Annotated in this window: 10 protein-coding genes; all 10 read left to right on the forward strand. The window is 41.1% G+C overall.

From position 1 onward, the window contains the following. The first annotated feature begins 126 nt into the window (after positions 1-126). The 10 genes from EG339_RS15025 (at position 127) to EG339_RS15070 (ending at position 20,608) form a co-directional block, all read left to right on the forward strand. Complete coding sequence (locus tag EG339_RS15025; RefSeq protein WP_123870787.1) at positions 127-2,142, forward strand: NPCBM/NEW2 domain-containing protein; 2,016 nt, start codon at positions 127-129, stop codon at positions 2,140-2,142. A 13-nt stretch (positions 2,143-2,155) separates the two neighbouring features. Next, complete coding sequence (locus EG339_RS15030) at positions 2,156-3,562, forward strand: glycoside hydrolase family 43 protein (RefSeq protein WP_123870788.1); 1,407 nt, start codon at positions 2,156-2,158, stop codon at positions 3,560-3,562. An 8-nt stretch (positions 3,563-3,570) separates the two neighbouring features. Then, a complete protein-coding gene (locus tag EG339_RS15035; RefSeq protein WP_185147653.1) occupies positions 3,571-4,947 on the forward strand; it encodes a glycoside hydrolase family 43 protein in 1,377 nt (458 codons plus the stop codon). Positions 4,948-4,950: 3 nt separating this feature from the next. Continuing rightward, on the forward strand, positions 4,951-6,888 hold the full coding sequence (locus EG339_RS15040; RefSeq protein ID WP_123870789.1) for a glycoside hydrolase family 97 protein: 1,938 nt from the start codon (positions 4,951-4,953) through the stop codon (positions 6,886-6,888). A 49-nt stretch (positions 6,889-6,937) separates the two neighbouring features. Next, positions 6,938-8,158 carry an SGNH/GDSL hydrolase family protein gene (locus EG339_RS15045; RefSeq protein WP_123870790.1) on the forward strand — a complete coding sequence of 407 codons (1,221 nt, stop codon included), beginning with the start codon at positions 6,938-6,940 and terminating at the stop codon, positions 8,156-8,158. Positions 8,159-8,175: 17 nt separating this feature from the next. Next, entirely contained in the window at positions 8,176-10,698 is a 2,523-nt protein-coding gene (locus EG339_RS15050; protein WP_123870791.1) for a glycosyl hydrolase 115 family protein, read from the forward strand. A 268-nt stretch (positions 10,699-10,966) separates the two neighbouring features. Next, the gene (locus EG339_RS15055) at positions 10,967-13,705 is read left to right on the forward strand and encodes a T9SS type A sorting domain-containing protein (protein ID WP_123870792.1); all 2,739 of its coding nucleotides are present in this window, start codon (positions 10,967-10,969) and stop codon (positions 13,703-13,705) included. A 399-nt stretch (positions 13,706-14,104) separates the two neighbouring features. Continuing rightward, complete coding sequence (locus EG339_RS15060; protein ID WP_123870793.1) at positions 14,105-16,738, forward strand: glycoside hydrolase family 3 C-terminal domain-containing protein; 2,634 nt, start codon at positions 14,105-14,107, stop codon at positions 16,736-16,738. Positions 16,739-16,790: 52 nt separating this feature from the next. Next, entirely contained in the window at positions 16,791-18,779 is a 1,989-nt protein-coding gene (locus EG339_RS15065; protein ID WP_123870794.1) for an alpha-L-arabinofuranosidase C-terminal domain-containing protein, read from the forward strand. Positions 18,780-18,907: 128 nt separating this feature from the next. Further along, positions 18,908-20,608 carry a ribulokinase gene (locus EG339_RS15070; RefSeq protein WP_123870795.1) on the forward strand — a complete coding sequence of 567 codons (1,701 nt, stop codon included), beginning with the start codon at positions 18,908-18,910 and terminating at the stop codon, positions 20,606-20,608. The last annotated feature ends 20 nt before the right edge of the window (positions 20,609-20,628 follow it).

The raw sequence follows: 20,628 nt of genomic DNA on the forward strand, positions 1-20,628 counted from the left end.
CTGAATTCAGGAATATCAACAGGAATGGGCTTTAGCCCATTTTATAAAGAAAGAATACAATTGGCTTTAGCCAAAACTTTAGTCATTGTTATGAGTTATATTAATATATCAGTTACAATTTTAAAAATGTTCAGATTTAAACTCTTTATTTTCAGCTTTCTCATTGCCGGATACTGTTTAAATGCGCAGTCAACCGTTTGGTTAGACCAGTTGGATTTGAGCGTTGTAACACAGGGGCACGGAAAACCGGGCATCAATACTTCGGTGGACGGAAAACCTATAACCATTGCCGGCGAAGTTTTCAAAAGAGGCTTCGGAACCCACGCTGAAAGTTCTTTGTTGATTAAATTAAATGGCAAAGCAAAAAGCTTTACCGCAATGGTGGGAATGGATGATGAAATCAAAGGGCAGAATCCCGCTGCCGAATTTGAAATTTACGGCGACAACAAAAAACTTTGGTCAAGCGGGGTCATGAAATTAGGCGATAAAGCAAAGCCTGTTTCCGTTTTGCTGGAAGGTGTAAAACAATTAGAATTAGTCGTAACAGACGGCGGAAACGGACCTTATTATGACCACGCCGATTGGGCAGATGCTAAGTTTGAAACAGAAGGCGCAAAACTGACAACATTTAACCCGATTTCATCTGTACCTTATATTTTGACGCCAAAAGCTGCGGCAGCTCCAAAAATTAATTCAGCAGGCGTTTACGGAGTCCGTCCTGGCTCACCTTTTTTGTTCAGGGTTGCAGCAACGGGTGACAGACCAATGACTTTTGTGGCTAAAAACCTTCCGAAAGGTTTAACAATAGATTCACAGACCGGAATCATCACTGGAAAAATAGATTCTAAAGGAAGTTATGAAGTGACTTTGAATGCTAAAAATGCGAAAGGTTCAGTTTCAAAAAAATTAAAAATAGAAAGCGGAGACAGAATCGCTCTCACGCCTACAATGGGCTGGAATAGCTGGAACTGCTTCGGACATGAAGTTTCTGCCGATAAAGTGAAACGTACAGCAGATGCCCTTATAAAGTCGGGACTAATCAATCATGGATGGAATTATATCAATATTGATGATTCCTGGCAGTATAACAGAGATGGAAAAGACCCTTCATTCCAAGGAAAAATGCGCGATGAAAACGGTTATATCCTGACCAATTCCAAATTTCCTGATATGAAAGGTCTTGCAGACTACATGCATAACAATGGCTTGAAAATGGGAATTTATTCTTCCCCCGGTCCATGGACCTGTGGCGGATGTGCCGGAAGCTATGGTTACGAAAAACAGGATGCTGAAAGCTATACCAAATGGGGCGTTGATTACCTGAAATATGACTGGTGCAGCTATGGCGGTGTAATTGACGGGCTGCCGGATAATGATCCCAATAAAGTTCCTTCTCTTGCCTTTCAGGGCGGCGGAGATCCGGATAAAGGCGTGAAACCGTTCAAACTGATGGGAAGTCTTTTGAAGCAGCAGCCGAGAGACATCGTGTACAACCTCTGCCAATATGGAATGGGTGATGTATGGAAGTGGGGTGATGAGGTCAATGCACAATCCTGGCGTACCACCAACGATATTACAGATACATGGTCAAGCGTAAAGAATATTGCCCTTGCTCAGGACAAGGCAGCTCCTTTTGCGAAACCCGGAAACCGGAACGATCCGGATATGCTGGTTGTTGGCGTTGTTGGCTGGGGAAATCCACATCAGAGCCGGTTGAAGCCTGATGAACAGTATCTTCATATGAGTCTGTGGAGCATTTTTTCAGCCCCGTTGCTGATTGGCTGTGATCTTGAGAAATTGGATGATTTCACTTTAAACCTTCTGACGAATGACGAAGTTATTGCCGTCAATCAGGATGCTTTGGGAAAACAGGGTGTTTGTTTGCAGACCATTGGTGAGCTCAGAATTTATGTCAAAGAATTGGAGGACGGAAGCAAAGCGGTGGCTTTTACCAATTTCGGAAGAGAAAAAGTGACGCTGCCATATAAAGATTTCAAAAAATTAGGGATTTCCGGTGTTCAGACGGTTCGTGACCTTTGGAGACAGAAGGATATTGCAGAAATCAATACGGACAAAAAAGGTCTTTCATTGGACATTCCGGCACATGGCGTTGCCTATTATAAATTCATTTCACTCAAATAAATAAGATTAAGATATGAATCAACGAAACTTAAAATATATCACACTTTCTTTTCTGTTGGCAGGGATTGGTATTTCTGCGCAGAATCCGGTTATTCAGAACCACTTTACGCCAGATCCGGCTCCCATGGTCTATAAAGGAAAAATGTATGTTTATACAGGGGATGATCAGCCGGGATTTGATTTTTATACAATGACCAAATGGCGGGTGTATTCCACGAAAGATATGGTCAATTATACAGACCATGGTTCTCCTATTTCTTTAGAGTCTTTCAGCTGGGCGCGGGATAGGGCCTGGGCAGCACAGTGTATTGAAAGAAATGGTAAATTCTACTGGTATATCTGTGCACAGACCGTTGACAACAATATGGCTATTGGGGTTGCGGTGTCTGACAGTCCTACCGGGCCTTTCAGAGATGCTTTGGGAAAACCTCTGATTTCAACCGGAACCTGGGATAATATTGACCCGACGGTTTTTATAGATGATGACGGGCAGGCTTATCTGTATTGGGGAAACAGTAAATTATTTTATGTGAAACTCAATAAAGATATGACTTCCTATCAGGGGAAAATCACAGAAATTCCGCAATCGGTGGAAGCTTTTGGCGGGCTGAGACGCCCCGGGAAAAGTGATGAAGTTCTGCAAAAACAGGAAAAATTTGATGATGTATATGTAGAAGGGCCATGGCTTTACAAGCGTAACAATCAATACTATATGATGTACGCCGGAATGACCGGAAGAACAGAATGTTTATCCTATTCAACCAGCCCATCGCCAACCGGGCCGTGGAAATATCAGGGGAAAATAATGACCGACCAGCCGACCAACAGCTTTACCAACCATGGCGGAATTATCGATTTCAAAGGAAAGTCCTATCTGTTTTACCATACCGGACTATTGCCGGCCGGAGGAAGCTACGGACGCTCAACTGCTGTAGAAGAATTCAGATATAATGCTGACGGGACTATTCCGAAGATTATAATGACCAAAGAAGGTGTAGCTCCGGCTGGAATCTTAAATCCATATCAGAGAACCGAAGCCGAAACTATGGCATGGTTGGAAAAATGCAGCACTTCCGAAAACAGGAAAACCGGAGTGTATGTCTCCGATGCCAGAGCAGGAGGATATATCAGGGTCCGTTCGGTAGATTTTGAAAAAGGGGCTTCTGCATTTTCAGCTTCCGTTGCCGCAGGAATTGATGGCGGAATTTTGGAAGTTCATCTGGATGATGTTAAAGGACCGAAAATAGCTCAGATTGAGATTCCGAGAACCGGTGGCTGGGAAGAGTTCAAAACCCTGACCTCAAAAATTTCAGAATCCGTTTCCGGTGTTCACGATCTGTATTTTGTGTTCCAGGGAAAAAATATTACGGCAGGGAGAAAGCTGTTTAATTTCGATTACTGGAGCTTTCAGAAAAAATAAAAATGACTATGAAAAATACAATACAATATATACTGGGGCTTTGTTTGATAGGTTTTTCCGAAAGTTTATCAGCGCAGAACCCTATTATTCAGACCAATTATACTGCAGACCCGGCACCAATGGTGTACAATGACAGGCTGTATGTATATACCACACACGATGAAGACGATTCTACCTGGTTTACCATGAACGACTGGAAAGTGTATTCCACCAACGATATGGTCAACTGGACAGATCACGGGACAATCCTCTCATATAAAGATTTCGACTGGGCAAAACGGGATGCCTGGGCTGCACAATGTGTAGAAAGAAACGGAAAGTTTTTTATGTACGTTCCGATGTGGTCCAAAACCAATAACAAAGGCGCTATAGGGGTTGCCGTTGGTGACAGCCCGTTGGGGCCTTTTCATGATCCGCTGGGAAAACCTCTTGTTCAGAGCGAATGGGGAGATATTGATCCCACCGTTTTTGTAGATGATGACGGTCAGGCACACATGTACTGGGGAAATCCTAAGCTTAAATACGTAAAACTGAATGAAGATATGATCTCCTATTCCGGAAATATTGTAGAAGTTCCGATGACCGAAGAATCATTTGGCAAAAGAGACGGAAAGCCTAACCCGGAAAGACCCACAAAATACGAGGAAGGCCCGTGGCTGTACAAAAGGAAAAACCTGTATTATCTTTTCTGGCCGGGTGGCCCGCTTCCTGAATTCATAGGATATTCTACAGGTAAAACAGCACAGGGACCCTGGAAATATGGAGGAATTGTAATGCCTACTGAAGGGAAATCATTCACCAATCATCCCGGTGTTATTGATTTCCGGGGGAAAACCTATTTCTTTTATCACAATGGTGCATTGCCGGGCGGAAGCGGTTTTACAAGATCGGTAAGTCTGGAAGAGCTTACCTTCAATAAAGATGGATCCATTTCGCCATTTAAAATGACTAACGGAATTACAAAAGCTATCGCAACAGTTAATCCTTATTCATTCAATCAGGCAGAAATGATTGCCTGGTCGGAAAATGTAAAATCCTATCAGAATAAAGAGGTTGGTGTTTTCATCAAAGCAAAGAAAAATGGAGCGTATACCAGTGTAAAGAACGTTGATTTCCAGAAAAAAGGAGCTAGTTCTTTTTCTGCAAGAGTAGGGACTACCCATAACAGTGACGTAACAATGACCGTTCATCTGGATGCTGTGAACGGCCCGGTTGCTGCAACGGTAAAGGTTCCGATGACGGGTGGAGATGACCGCTGGGAAACAATAAAAGTTCCGATGGCTGAAAAGATTACCGGTATTCATGATCTGTACTTTGTATTCAATGGAAAAGCCTCAACAGATATTATGTATTTCGATTACTGGACCTTTCTTGAAAATAATTGAGTTATGAGAAAAAAAGTTTTATATATCGTATTCAGCCTGTTTCTTATCAGCAAAAGCTTTGCGCAGGTAGCAGAAATTTCAAGCCCTGATGGACATCTGAAACTTCAGGTTTTTTCAGAAGATGGGAAAGCCTTTTATGATGTTATCCTTCAGGGAAAAATAATGCTTGAAAAATCCCCGTTAGGCTTAGTCACCAATGAGTCCGATTTCTCAAAGAATATGAAGTTTGTGGACAGCAAAAAAGATATCGTTTCTAAGAAATATACGAACGAAAAAATCAAAAAATCTGAGATTGATTACAAAGCCAATACTTTATCGGCTAATTTCATCAATGCAGATCAGCATGAAATAGGCATTGAATTTCAGGTGAGCAACAACAATATTGCTTTCCGTTATAATATTCCACCGATGAAAGAACGGCTGAGTGTTGTGGTACAGTCAGAAACCACAGGATACAGATTCCCGTCACAGACGACTACTTTTCTTTCACCTATGATGAAGCCGATGACGGGATTTGCCCGCACAGCGCCAAGTTATGAAAGCGGTTATAAAGCTGATGCTGAGCTGGGAATGCCATCTGATTACGGATACGTTTTCCCTGGCCTGTTCCATATTGGAAATGAGGGTTGGGTATTACTTTCTGAGACAGGAGTGAACGGTACGTATTGTGCTTCACACCTTGAAACCACAGCAGAAAAAAATCTTTACAAAGTAGCTTATCCGAATATTGCTGAAAATAACGGTTTCGGAAGTACCGGAGCAGCTGTTTCTCTTCCCGGAAAAACACCGTGGAGAACAATTACAGTAGGCAGCTCCCTGAAACCCATCGTAGAAACTACCATTCCTTTTGATGTGGTAGATCCGATGTATGAGCCGTCACAGGAGTATCAGTTCGGAAAATCTACCTGGAGCTGGATTCTGTGGCAGGATAACAGTATGAATTATGATGATCAGGTGAAATTCATAGACCTTGCTACTGCACTGAATTATCAGTTTATTCTTATGGATGCGCTTTGGGATAAAAACATAGGTAAAGACCGCATGAAAGAGCTTATTCAATATGCAAAATCGAAAAACGTGGGAGTATTACTCTGGTACAATTCCAACGGTGCTGCGAATGATGCACCGATGGGACCGAGAAATAAAATGAGCTCATCCGTTGAACGTAAAAAGGAAATGAAATGGCTTAAAGATGTTGGTGTAAAAGGACTGAAAGTGGATTTCTTCGGAGGAGACAAACAGGAAACCATGCGTCTTTATGAAGATATTTTATCAGATGCCAATGATTTTGGACTAACCATTATTTTCCATGGAGCTACTTTACCGAGAGGCTGGGAAGTAATGTACCCGAATTATGCCGGAAGTGAGGCCGTTCTTGCCTCAGAAATGCTTTATTTCTTAGAAGATGTACGGAAACAGGAAGCTTTTTTTGCCACACTTCATCCTTTCATCAGAAATACAGTGGGAAGTATGGAGTTTGGCGGCACTTTCCTCAACAAATATTTAACGAAATCCAACAGGGATAAAAATAAAAGACATACTACGGACGGCTTTCAGTTGGCTACAGCAATCCTGTTTCAGAATCCCGTTCAAATGTTTGGTGTAATGCCGAATAACCTGACCGATGCTCCGGAATTTCAGCTCAGCTTTATGAAAGAAGTTCCGACACTTTGGGATGAGACAGTTTTCATAGACGGTTATCCCGGGAAATATGTCGTGGTTGCGAGAAGACATGCGGATCAGTGGTATGTGGCTGGCGTAAATGCTGAGAAGCAATCCCAAAAACTGAAAATAAAACTTCCGATGTTCGCCGGGAAAAACCTGAAACTTATCAATGATGATGCAAAAGGAAATACATCAGAAAAAGAAGTGAAAGTGAATGCAAAAGTTGATTTTACGATTGAAATTCAGCCGAACGGAGGATTTGTATTGAAAAATTAAGGATTGGTCAATATCCGGAGAGTTGAGAAAAAACGAAAAAACAGAAAAAATGCGCTTCAAAAACTTATATATCTTTATCATTTCGGGATTTTTGGTTTCCTGCTCTTCCTCACAGAGTCTGGAAAAGCAGTCTTCCAAAGACCAGTGGCTCACTACCTGGGCAACAGCTCCCCAATTGGTGGAACCTAAAAACCTTGCGCCGGAACCAGGGCTTTCGGGGAACACCCTGCGTCAGGTTGTGCGTGTATCTGTGGGTGGGAAAAAACTGCGGCTACGTTTCTCCAACAAATATTCCATGGATAGCCTGGAGGTAAAAGCCGTTTCTATTGCCGTGCCGTCCGATAGCAGTAATGTGGATGCAACCAGCATCAGATCATTAACGTTTGAGAAGAAAAACAGTTTTAAAATTGCTCCCGGATCCGATATTTATTCTGATGAAGTGAACTTTAACCTGAAGCCTAATTCGTTACTGGCTATTACAATTTCCTATACAAAAGTAACCCAATCTGTCACCGGACATCCGGGGTCAAGAACAACCTCTTTTATTGTTAAAGGTGAGCAGGCCAATGCTACAGTGTTTAAAAATCCTGTAAAAACAGATCATTGGTATTCGCTTTTTAACATCGATGTAAAGACCGGTGAACCTTCGTATGCGGTGGCTATTATGGGGAATTCCATTACCGATGGAAGAGGATCGGGAACCAACAGACAGAATCGCTGGCCGGATATTTTTTCTCAGCGGTTATTGGCTAATCCTTCTACCAGGAATATAAGTGTCCTTAATTTCGGGATTGGTGGGAATTGTGTAGTGCGTGGTGGTTTGGGTCCTACAGCATTAGACCGTTTCGATTATAACATCCTCAATCAGCAGGGCGTAAAATGGCTGATCATTCTGGAAGGAGTGAATGATCTGGGAGGAACAGGAGATCCTGATGACGCTTCCAAAAGAACAGAAGAACTGATTGCAGCTTACCAGGTGATGATTGATAAGGCACATGCTAACGGAATCAAAGTATACGGAGCAACGATTCTTCCTTTCGGAAAGTCGTTCTACGACAAACCTTTCCGTATCGAGGCCTGGAAAAAAGTAAACGATTGGATCAGGAACAGCGGGAAGTTTGATGCCGTCATCGATTTTGCCCAACATATGCAGAGTGAAAATCCGGAAGTCATCTTGAACAATATGCACGATCATGATTTTCTTCATCCCAATGAAGCCGGTTACAGAAGAATGGGAGAATTTGTGGATCTGAACTTATTTAAAAATTAAAATCAAAAAGATATAGTATGAATTTTACAAAAAACATTTCGCTGTTTCTTACGTTGTTGTTTATATTTTTTGTAAAAGCAACCGAACCATTTATTTCTTTTGTTAAGACAGAAAATTCGATGGTATTGAAAGAGCGCAATTCAGGGTTGATCCTGTTTTCAGACAGCGATTCGGACAAAGGAATTCTACGTGCCGTTGCGAATCTTCAATCTGATTTTCAAAAAGTAACCGGTGTTCAGCCTGAGCTTATTTCCCAAAGTTCCGGAGTGAATGGAATGATGATCATTATTGGTGAAGCAGGTAAAAGCAAAACCATTGATGCTTTGATCAGACAAAAAAAGCTGGATGGAAAAGCATTAACAGGGAAAAGAGAAAAATATATCATTCAGAATGTCAGTAATCCTTTTCCGGGCGTTTCTGAGGCCATTGTGGTTGCAGGAAGTGATAAAAGGGGAACCATTTACGGGATCTATGAAATGTCTCAGCAGATAGGTGTTTCACCATGGTATTACTGGGCAGATGTTCCGGTTGAGAAAAAAGAAAATGTATACTTTAAAAAAGGAATATATACTGATGGTGAGCCTGCTGTAGAGTATCGCGGTATTTTCCTTAACGATGAAGAACCTTCACTTGGAGGCTGGGCAAGAGCAACTTTTGGCGGAGTTAATTCTAAATTTTACGAAAAAGTTTTTGAACTGATTCTGCGTCTTAAAGGAAATTACATCTGGCCGGCAATGTGGGGGAAAGCATTCTATGACGACGATCCTCTGAGCGGGCCGTTAGCAAATGAAATGGGTATTGTCATGGGAACTTCCCACCATGAGCCTATGGCTTTGGCACAAACCGACTGGCACAGGTATATCAAAAAAAATAACCTCCCGAATGTCTGGGATTATGCTAAAAATGCGGAGGTTTTACAGAAATTCTGGAAATCCGGAATGGAGAGAAGCAAAAACTGGGAAAAACTTGTTACAGTAGGAATGCGGGGTGATGGTGATGAAGCGATGGGAGAGGGAACCAATATTTCCCTGCTGGAAAAAATTGTAAAAGACCAACGTAAAATCATCGCTGATGTTACCGGAAAGAAAGCGGAGAAAACACCTCAAGTCTGGGCATTGTATAAAGAAGTTCAGGACTATTATGATAAAGGAATGAGGGTTCCGGATGATGTTATTCTGCTTTTCTGTGATGATAACTGGGGAAATGTAAGAAAGCTTCCGGACCTTTCAAAGCCTTTGCATAAAGGAGGATATGGAATCTATTACCACTTCGATTATGTAGGTGGCCCGAGAAACTCCAAATGGATCAACATAAGCCCTATCCAGAGAGTCTGGGAACAGATGAACCTTTCCTATGAACATAAAGTAGATAAGCTTTGGGTAGTGAATGTAGGAGATTTAAAACCTATGGAGTTTCCGATCAGTTTTTTCCTGGAAATGGCCTGGAATCCGAAGCAGTTTAATGCTAAAAACCTTTTGGAATATACTGAGAAATGGGCTGCTCAGCAGTTTGGTGAAAAACATGCAAAAGAAATTGCCGGGATGATTAATCTGTATTCCAAATACAACAGAAGAGTAACTCCTGAAACGCTTGACAGCAAAACGTACAGCCTAGAGAATTACCATGAATTTGAAACGGTTTTAAATGATTACAGAGCATTGGCCGTAGACGCCTTACGGTTAAAAGAGCAGATTCCTGCAGAATATCAGGATGCGTATTATCAGTTGGTTTTGTACCCAATTGATGCATGCAGTAATTTATACGAAATGTACTATGCGGTGGCAAAAAACAGGGAACTGGCAGCAAAAAAAGATCCTGAAGCCAATTTCTACGCAGATAAAGTGAAGACATGTTTTGAAAGAAACGCTTATCTGGATAATCAATACAATAATGTGATTGCCGGAGGAAAATGGAAGCATATGATGGATCAGATGAGGATAGGATATAAAAGTTGGGCAGACGGAAAAGAAAATATAATGCCTGAAGTGACCTATATTTCTGACGCTGAGGTTCCCAAAGAAAAGGTATTTCAGGAGAAAAACGGCTATGTTTCCATTGAAGCAGAAAATTTTGCAAGAATAAGCAATTCTGACCGAATCCATTGGGAAGTGATTCCTGATTTCGGAAAAACAAAATCCGGTGTGACAACCTTTCCACAGAATGTATATCCAAAAAGCGATGAAAATATCTGGCTTGAATATGATGTCAATTTTGAATCAAAAGGGGAGTTTGAAGTCCAGTTATTATTAGCACCGACTTTAAACTTTAATCATAATAAAGGATTGCGTTACGAAATTTCTTTTGATAACGAGACTCCGCAAATTGTTAACTTCAATGGTCATTACAAAGGAGAATTGGGAAGATGGCAGTCCGAACATATTATTAAATCCGTTACAAAACATTCGGTTCAGCAGGAAGGAAAACACACTTTACGTTTCAGAGTGCTGGAACCGGGCATTGTCCTTGAAAAGATATTGATCAACACCGGAGGATTAAAACCCTCTTACCTGGGCGCTCCCGAAAGCGAAATGCTTCACTGAATGTTCCAATACTCATCACAAACAACACTTTAATTATGAAACACTAATTTTATTTACATTCCAATCTGAAATACAGTTCCCTCACAGAGAACGAAGAGAAAGAACAGCGAATGATTTTGTAAGCAACTTTATTTAACAGATCGCTGCCTGATATCATTCAGGGTATTTTCCTGACGGTTTTTGAAAATTAACCGTCTTGATGGGGAATCTATTGCCCTTACATTAATTGTCTTAAACCAAAATCACGACTATCTAAAACTAAACCATTATGAAAAAACTTTTAAATCTTCTCAGTATTCATTCTATATGTTTGTTTTTCAGCTGTCTGGCGTATGGGCAGCTTACTACTGTAAAAATTGATAAGAACACATCTTATCAGAAAATAAAAGGGTTCGGAGGATTTGTCTGCAGTCCTCAGTTTGCGTATAACCATATGTCTACCTCAGAAATTCAGGCGCTTTGGGGAGCTTCCAGTGAAGGTGGATATAATATTATGAGATTATATATTCCCGAGAATAGCAGCAACTGGAGTTCTGTACTGGCTACAGCACAGCTTGCCAAATCTATGGGGCTTACCATTTTTGCTTCACCGTGGACAATGCCTGCGGCCTGGAAAACCAATAACCATGTCAATGCTGTTTACACTGACGCCAATGGTGTACAGCAGGTAGGATATTTAAAGCCGGAAAATTACCAGGATTATGCGCTTTATCTTAACAGCTTTGTTACCTATCTTCAGAACAACGGAGTTGATCTTGATTATATCTCCATTCAAAATGAACCGGATGAGATGGCCCAGTATCAGGGATGCATCTGGACTCCTGCACAGATCACTAATTTTATCAAAAATTACGGACAGCTTATCAATTGTAAAGTGATTGCCCCGGAAAGTGTGGGATTTACGGATAATTTTGCCAGTGCTTTGCTGGATCCTGCGGCAATGGCTAATTTTGAAGTGTATGGCGGGCATCAATATGGGCTTATGCAGTCTACCTACAAACAATTCCAGAATTACAACAAAGAAATCTGGCAGACAGAATATCTGATTAACTGGAACTCTTCATCCACACAGCCGGCAAGAGATTTCAGCTGGAATACAGATGCATTTACCTTTGCCGGCAGCGTCAACAATGCATTATTGGGTAATGTCAATGCATGGATCCATTATTCTGCCAAACGTTATTATGGCTTAATGGGTGACGGAACTTACGGAACTCCTGCGGGTGTAATGACGAAAAGAGGCTATATTCTTTCACATTATGCGAAGTACACAACAGGAAAGACGAGAATAGAAGCAAAATGGGATGACAAAACCGGAGTCTTACAAGGTTCTTCCTATATTTCCCAGGATGGTAATCAGGTGGTTCTTATGGTCATTAATCCTTCTCAGAATACGTATAGCCTGAAGGTTGACCTGCCTTTCTACACGACTTCAGGAACAAAAGTATTGACCAATACACAATCCAATATGGTCCCCACACCTATTTCTTTGAGTACGGCAACATTCCGGCCTACTGCTGATATCAGCCCTTCCAGTGTCATGACTTTTGTTTTCAATAAAAGTGGCGACAGGCCTGCTTCTCTGATGACAGGCGGGGATATTCATTATAATAAAATTGAGACACAAACGGCTACCAGTACATCTTTTGGAACAGGATTCAATATCAGCAATACAACGGTGACGTTCTCCAATCCAAGTCCTCTTATCAGTAATAATATGACTGCGGCTAACGGATATCTTCAGCTTAATGACCGGTACAATAAACTGATCCTGCATGTAAACAGCTATACAACAGCGGGACAAAGCTATTCGGACAATACGACTTTATATTACATCAACAGCCAGGGAGTAACGAAATCATATAATTACGGTAAGATTAATTTTCCGCAGGGAGGAAATTTTGATATTACCTTAGATATTTCAAGACAGGTTCTTACAGACGGTTGCAAAGGGATTTTAGGACTGAGAAATTCCAATTACAGCTCTGTGCTTACGATTAATCTGGGTGATGTTTATTTCAATGTAGGTAATGAAATTGCTTCTAAATTCGGAGGAACCTATTCCGCAAGCGACAGCTATCTGATGGATGCGCTGGAAAATGGCTACTACACTTCTGTAGACTTCAGAAATGCAGCAGGAGTTACTTCCTCCAATAACTGGCAGCCTATGAGTGCTAACTCTAACAGCATTTATTATGTGAATTCAAACGTAAATTCATCTGCCAATAATGTGATTTCAGGTACAGCTTGTTCAAATCTTGTCCTTTCCGGTCAGGGTATGGATTTTCAGGTACCATTTAACTTTACAGCCAATACAGCTTCTTACAGCCGTACATTTAATGGCTATGATGTGCTGATCCTGCCGTTCCAGGCGAATATACCGTCCGGGGTTACTGCTTATATGATGTCTCCGAATGCCAGTAATATCAGTTGTACCGCAATTACAAACGGAATCATTCCTGCAAACACTCCGGTAATCATCAATGCAACAGGGAATATTACTTTCAATGGTTCAGGAAATGTTTCCACACCCAAAGCAATTACTGTTAACCAGATGAACGGAGTTTATCAGAGCATAAAAGTTCCGGCCAATGCTTATGTGCTGAAAACAGAAAACGGGGTAACAGGCTTCTATAAAGTAACAGCCGGAAGTGAACCTGCAATAGGATCTTTCAAAGCATATCTTACTGAGGAAAATACCTATTCTGCCAACGTTCTTCCTTTAAACTTCGGATCGTTAAGCACCAGAAATATTTCTGCGGATACTAAAAAAGAGGGGGTAAAAATATATCCTAATCCGGTAAAAGCAGATCTTTTCATTGATTCTGATTTGTCAGAAGCAGCTGCCACCATTTTTGACGGAAGAGGAAGTGTCATCAGAGCCGGATTGAAAATAAATTCAGGAAAGAACCAGATTAATGTGGGAGATTTCCCGGTTGGTATTTACTTTATTGAGGTTACTCAAAAAAATAATACAATATTGAAACAAAAATTTATCAAAGAGTAAATTGAGTCCAAAGCCATCATGAGCATTGCTTATGGTGGCTTTATTTCTACAATTTCGTAGATGAAAACCAAAAGTAAGTAGGATTTATCACTAATTTAAGTGTATTATTTACATTTATTTAAAATAGAGCGTTATATTTGTTTTTTAGTCATTGCTGCTCAATGATGCCGGAAATTTGTATAAAATAAGAATGAAAACATAATTATCCGCGAAAATCTAAAATCAGTGGTTTGAAAATGATTAATCACAAAATCAACAGCATTTTCCGGACTTTACCGACCCCTAATTCTTATAAAGAAATATGCGCAGTCATCTGTGAAAATCCGTGAAATCAGTGGTTAGAAAATCATTAATTACAGAATCCACAAAGTCTTAGTACTTTATTGAAACCATATACCTATGAAAAGAATTGTATCAATCCTATGTGCAACCCTGGCAACCCCTTTATTTTTTGCCCAGAGCCATTATAAATATCCATTCAGAAACCCGGACCTTTCGGTTAATGAAAGAATTGAGAACCTTCTTTCTTTACTGACAACAGAAGAAAAGATAGGAATGATGATGGATAACTCCAAGGCAGTTCCCCGTTTGGAAATTCCAGCCTACGGATGGTGGAATGAAGCACTTCACGGGGTGGCACGAGCAGGTACAGCTACTGTTTTTCCCCAGGCAATCGGGATGGCAGCAACATGGGATGTTCCGGAACATTTTAGAACTTTTGAAATGATCTCTGATGAAGCACGGGCAAAATACAACAGATCTTTTGATGAGGCCCAAAAAACAGGACGGTACGAAGGATTAACCTTCTGGACCCCTAATATCAATATTTTCCGTGACCCAAGATGGGGAAGAGGCCAGGAAACCTATGGTGAAGACCCTTATCTGACCTCTGTTCTGGGCGTTGCAGCAGTAAAAGGTTTACAGGGAAACGACCCGAAATATTTTAAAACCCATGCCTGTGCCAAACATTTTGCGGTACACAGCGGACCGGAATGGAACCGTCATTCCTATAACGCAGAAATTTCTAAAAGAGATCTGTATGAGACGTATCTTCCCGCTTTCAAAGCATTGGTTCAGGAAGGAAATGTAAGAGAAGTAATGTGCGCCTACAATGCTTTTGACGGGCAGCCATGTTGTGCAAACAATACCTTACTTACTGAAATCCTCCGTGGAAAATGGAAGTATGACGGAATGGTGGTCTCAGACTGCTGGGCACTGGCCGATTTCTTTCAGAAAAAATACCACGGCACCCATCCTGACGAAAAAACAACCGCAGCAGATGCCCTGAAACATTCTACCGATCTGGAATGCGGAGATACCTATAACAATCTGAATAAATCTCTGGCAAGCGGACTGATTACCGAAAAAGATATCGATGCATCAATGCGCAGAATCCTGAAAGGCTGGTTTGAGCTGGGAATGCTTGATCCGAAATCTTCCGTTCACTGGAATACCATTCCGTATTCTGTAGTCGATTCTGAAGAACATAAAAAGCAGGCACTGAAAATGGCACAAAAATCAATCGTGCTGATGAAAAACGAAAAGAATATTCTGCCTCTCAGCAGGAGTATTAAAAAAATTGCCGTTGTAGGTCCGAATGCTGATGACGGACTGATGCAGCTGGGAAACTATAACGGAACTCCTTCTTCCATTGTAACGATTTTAGACGGAATCAAAACCAAATTCCCGAATGCTGAAATTATCTACGAAAAAGGAAGTGAAGTAACAGATCCTTCGTCCAGAATGTCACTCTATCAGAATTTCATCAGTCAGAAAAACGGCGCGAAAGGAATGAAAGTAGAGTTCTTCAATAATAATGAATTCAAGGGGCAGCCGGCCAATACTTCCGTAAATTCAACGGCCATCAGCTACAACAGCTTTGGAGGAACCCAGCTTGCTCCCAATGTAGGAAGAGAAAATACCTCAGCGATCATTTCAGGGATTTTTAAAAGTACCTATACAGGGGAGGTTGTGTTTTCTGCTTCCACTTCTGATATCTATACACTTTTCGTGAACGGAAAAGAAATCGCAACAAGAAAAGGACCTGATGCAAGACATCCTTCAGAGTTTCCTGTAAAAATGGAAAAAGGAAAAGAATACCAGATAGAACTGCGTCATACACAAAAAGGAAAATATGTAAGCATCAGCTTTGAAGTCTACAGAAAAGACCCTGTTAATTTTGCTTCGGTGAGGGAAAAGGTGAAAAATGCAGACGTCATTGTCTTTGCAGGCGGACTTTCTCCAAGTCTGGAAGGTGAAGAGATGATGGTGAATGCAGAAGGCTTCAAAGGTGGTGACAAAACTTCGATTGCCCTTCCTAAAGTACAGCGGGACCTGTTGGCGGAGCTTAGAAAAACCGGCAAACCTGTTGTTTTTGTTCTTTGTACCGGAAGTGCTCTGGGATTGGAACAGGATGAGAAAAATTATGATGCCCTGTTGAACGCCTGGTATGGCGGACAATCAGGAGGAACTGCAGTGGCAGATGTTTTGGCAGGAGATTATAACCCTTCCGGAAAATTACCCATTACCTTTTACAAAAACCTTGAGCAGCTGGACAACGCTCTTTCAAAGACAAGTAAACACGAAGGATTTGAAAATTATGATATGCAGGGGAGAACGTACCGTTATATGACGGAAAAGCCTCTTTATCCATTCGGGCATGGACTGAGCTATTCCAAATTTGTTTACGGAGATTCAAAACTGAGCAAAAATACGATCAATACCAGCGAAAATGTGACGATCACCATTCCGGTAACCAATGTTTCAGAAAGGGATGGCGAAGAAGTCGTTCAGGTCTACATCAAAAGAAATAATGATGTCCAGGCACCGGTAAAAACGTTAAGGGCTTTTGAAAGAACTCCGATTAAATCCAAAGAAACAAAAAATATTCAACTGATCCTCTCCAAAAACTCATTTGCGTTCTACGATGAAAAAGCAGATGATCTGGTTGCAAAACCCGGCGATTATACCATTTTTTATGGCGGAACTTCTGATGATACGGGGTTAAAAAGTATTCCATTAACAGTAAAATAAAAATTGATTCAGGATAAATTGAGACATGCTTTAGTTTTCAAAATAACGATCTATGACAACCAAAAATAAAATATTTTCCATCGCGATTTCCCTCAGTGCTGCTTTTTTTTCGGCTCAGAATAATACGGTCCGTACCTTTAACCTGGATCTGAAAGAAACCTCTACACCTATTAAAATACAGCCCACCATGTACGGGATTTTTTTTGAAGACATCAATTTTGCAGCAGATGGCGGATTGTATGCTGAACTGATTAAAAACCGCAGTTTTGAATTTGACGAACCATTTACAGGATGGAAACAGCAAAACACAAAAACACTTTCTCCTAACCTGGATTCCGGGTTTCTGACCATTTATTCTGACCCTGCCAAAACCAATAAAAATTACGCAAGAATTACCGTTCTGAACGATAAAAATTATATTCTTGAGAATGAAGGATTCAGGGGAATAGGCCTTCATCAGGGAGAACAATATGATTTCAGTTTTGATCTCGAGAATGTTTCAGGAAATATTGCTGCGGTAAATGCAAGTCTTGTTGATGAAAATGGGAAGGAAATTTCTTCAGTTTCCACACTTATAAAAAGAAACGGATGGCAGAAGTATACAGCAGTTTTCAAAGCACCGAAAACTGTAGAAAAAGCAAAACTGCGAATTACATTTACCGGAAACGGCATTGTGAATATGGATATGATCTCACTTTTCCCACAAGACACCTGGAAAGGCAGAAAAGGAGGTTTGCGAAAAGACCTAGTTCAGAAATTATATGATCTGCAGCCCGGATTTTTGAGATTTCCGGGAGGTTGTATCGTAGAAGGAAGAACCTTGGCAGAACGCTATCAGTGGAAAAAAACAATAGGAAATATAGCAGACCGTGAATACCTTATCAATAAATGGAGTACAGGATTTCCGCACAGGCTTACACCGGATTACGGACAGTCTTTCGGGCTGGGATTTTATGAATATTTCCAGCTTTCCGAAGACCTGGGTGCAGAACCTGTTCCTATTCTGAGCTGCGGAATGGCATGCCAGTTCAATACCGCAGAACTGGTGAAAATGGAAGACCTTGATCCCTACGTTCAGGATGCCCTTGACCTGATTGAATTTGCTAACGGAGATTCCGGAACAAAAAGGGGAAGAATCCGTACTGAAATGGGACATCCAAAGCCTTTTAATCTAAAATTTATCGGAGTTGGAAATGAGCAGTGGGGAGCAGATTATATCGAACGCTATAAAGTATTTGAAAAAGCCATTCATGCAAAATATCCTGACGTTAAGATCATCTCCGGAAGCGGACCGTCACCTGACGGCGAATTTTTCGAGTATGGATGGAAAGAATTGAAGCAGCTCAATGCACAGATTGTAGATGAACATTATTACAACTCTCCTGAATGGTTCATGAAAAATGCCGGAAGGTATGACGAATATGACCGTTCCGGACCAAAAGTTTTTGCCGGAGAATATGCAGCCCAATCTGTAGGTGTGCTAAAACCTGATAATAAAAACAACTGGCTGACGGCCCTTTCAGAAGCCGCTTTTATGACCGGTCTTGAAAGAAATGCAGATGTGGTTTATATGACTTCCTACGCACCGCTTTTTGCCCATGCTGATGGCTGGCAGTGGACGCCTGACCTTATCTGGTTCAATAATCTGAAATCTTATGCAACCCCGAATTATTATGTTCAGAAATTATTCTCCAACAATAAAGGAACGGATGTACTGAAAATAGAGAGAAACGGAAAAGCGGTATCCGGGCAGGAAAAATTATACGCTACAGCAGTTAAAGATGTCAAAACTCATGAGATTATTATTAAAATAGTCAATACTGATACTCAGGCTAAAACAGTAAATATCAAACCAGGAACTCTGAAGACAGGTAAAAATATAACCAAAATCCTTCTGTCTGCACCACAACTTTCCAGTGAAAATAATTTCGATGCTGAACCCATAAAACCTAAAGAAGAGATTTTTGAAGCCAAAAATGGTGAAATTTCAACGAAAATTCCTGCCAATTCTTTAGTTGTTTTAAAGCTAAAAACAGATTAATTAACTGTAAAATAGATGTTTACAAAAAATAAGTGTGTTTTTTACATTTATTTAAAATAGAATCTTATATTTGTTTTTATCTCATCAGGAGAATTTAAAATCTCAATAATCAAAAACGTTTCACCACCATGAAAAAATATGTTATCGGGCTGGACTACGGTACAGATTCCGTACGGGCCGTCCTTATTGACACTGAAAACGGTTCTGAAATAACTTCTTCAGTCAGCTACTACCAGAGATGGAAGGAAGGTAAATTTTGTAATCCCTCAACCAACAGTTTCAGACAGCATCCTTCAGATCATATTGAAGGTCTGGAGAAAACCATTTCAGAAGTTGTAAGAGAAAGTGGGATACCAGCAGAGCAGATCGTTAGTATCTGCATTGATACTACAGGCTCTTCACCGTTACCAGTAACCAATGATGGAACAGCCTTGGCACTGGTTCCGGGATTTGAAGAAAACCCCAATGCCATGATGGTTTTATGGAAAGACCATACCGCCATTCGTGAAGCCGAAGAAATCAATACCCTTGCAAGAACCTGGGGTGGTGAAGATTATACAAAATATGAAGGTGGTATTTATTCTTCAGAATGGTTCTGGGCCAAAATACTGCACATCAGCAGAGCCGATGCAGAAGTAAAAAATGCTGCTTATAGCTGGATGGAACACTGTGATTATCTGACTTTCCTTTTATCAGATCATAAAGACCTGGCAACCTTTAAAAGAAGCCGTTGCGCTGCCGGACACAAAGCCATGTGGCATGAGTCATGGGGCGGTTTGCCTTCCGAAGAATTCCTCAACAGGCTAGATCCTTCTCTGGGAACGCTCAGAGGAAGATTATACAGGGAAACATATACTTCAGATGAAGTTGCCGGCTACCTGAATGAAGTATGGGCCGCAAAAACAGGTCTTACCACCCAAACCATTATTACTGTAGGAACTTTTGATGCCCATTCAGGAGCTGTAGGAGCCAGGGTGGAAGACAATACCCTGATCAGGATCATGGGAACTTCTACCTGCGATATTATGGTAGCCTCACAAGAAGCTATCGGGAATACAACGGTAAAAGGAATCTGCGGACAGGTTGATGGTTCCGTAATTCCCGGATTGATAGGACTTGAAGCAGGGCAGTCTGCCTTTGGAGATGTGCTGGCATGGTATAAAGATATTCTGATGTGGCCGGTTCATCAGGTGATGATGCATTCCGAAAGTATTTCAGAGGAGCAGAAAATAAAGCTCGCTGAAGAGATGGAGGACGGACTTATCAGAAAATTGACCCTTGAAGCAGAAAAAATTTCTCTTTCAGATACCGTTCCGGTTGCATTGGACTGGGTAAACGGAAGAAGAACACCGGATGCAGACCAGGAACTTAAGGCAGCCATCAGTCAGCTTTCTCTGGGAACAAAAGCTCCCCATATTTTCAAAGCTTTGGTGAATGCCATTTGTTTCGGAGCTAAAAAGATCGTAGACCGTTTTGAAGAGGAAGGTGTGAAAATCAATAAAGTGATCGGAATCGGGGGAGTCGCAAGGAAATCACCATTTATCATGCAGACCCTCGCTAATGTTCTGGATATGCCGATTGTTGTTGCCGCTTCAGACCAGACTCCTGCTTTGGGAGCTGCTGTTTATGCGGCCGTGTCAGCAGGAATTTATCCTACCGTTCAGGAAGCAAGCATGAAAATGGGCTCCGCATTTGAAGCGGAATACCAGCCGAAAGCGGAAGAAGTACAGCACTACAGAGAATTAATGCAGCAATACCAGAAGCTCGCTGATTTTGTAGAATACAATACCAAACTGAAAAACAACAGGAAAGAACTTCAGAACTCCTGATTTTCCATTTTAACCTTTTG

The organism is Chryseobacterium bernardetii, assembly GCF_003815975.1.
GTDB classification, from domain to species: Bacteria; Bacteroidota; Bacteroidia; order Flavobacteriales; family Weeksellaceae; genus Chryseobacterium; species Chryseobacterium bernardetii.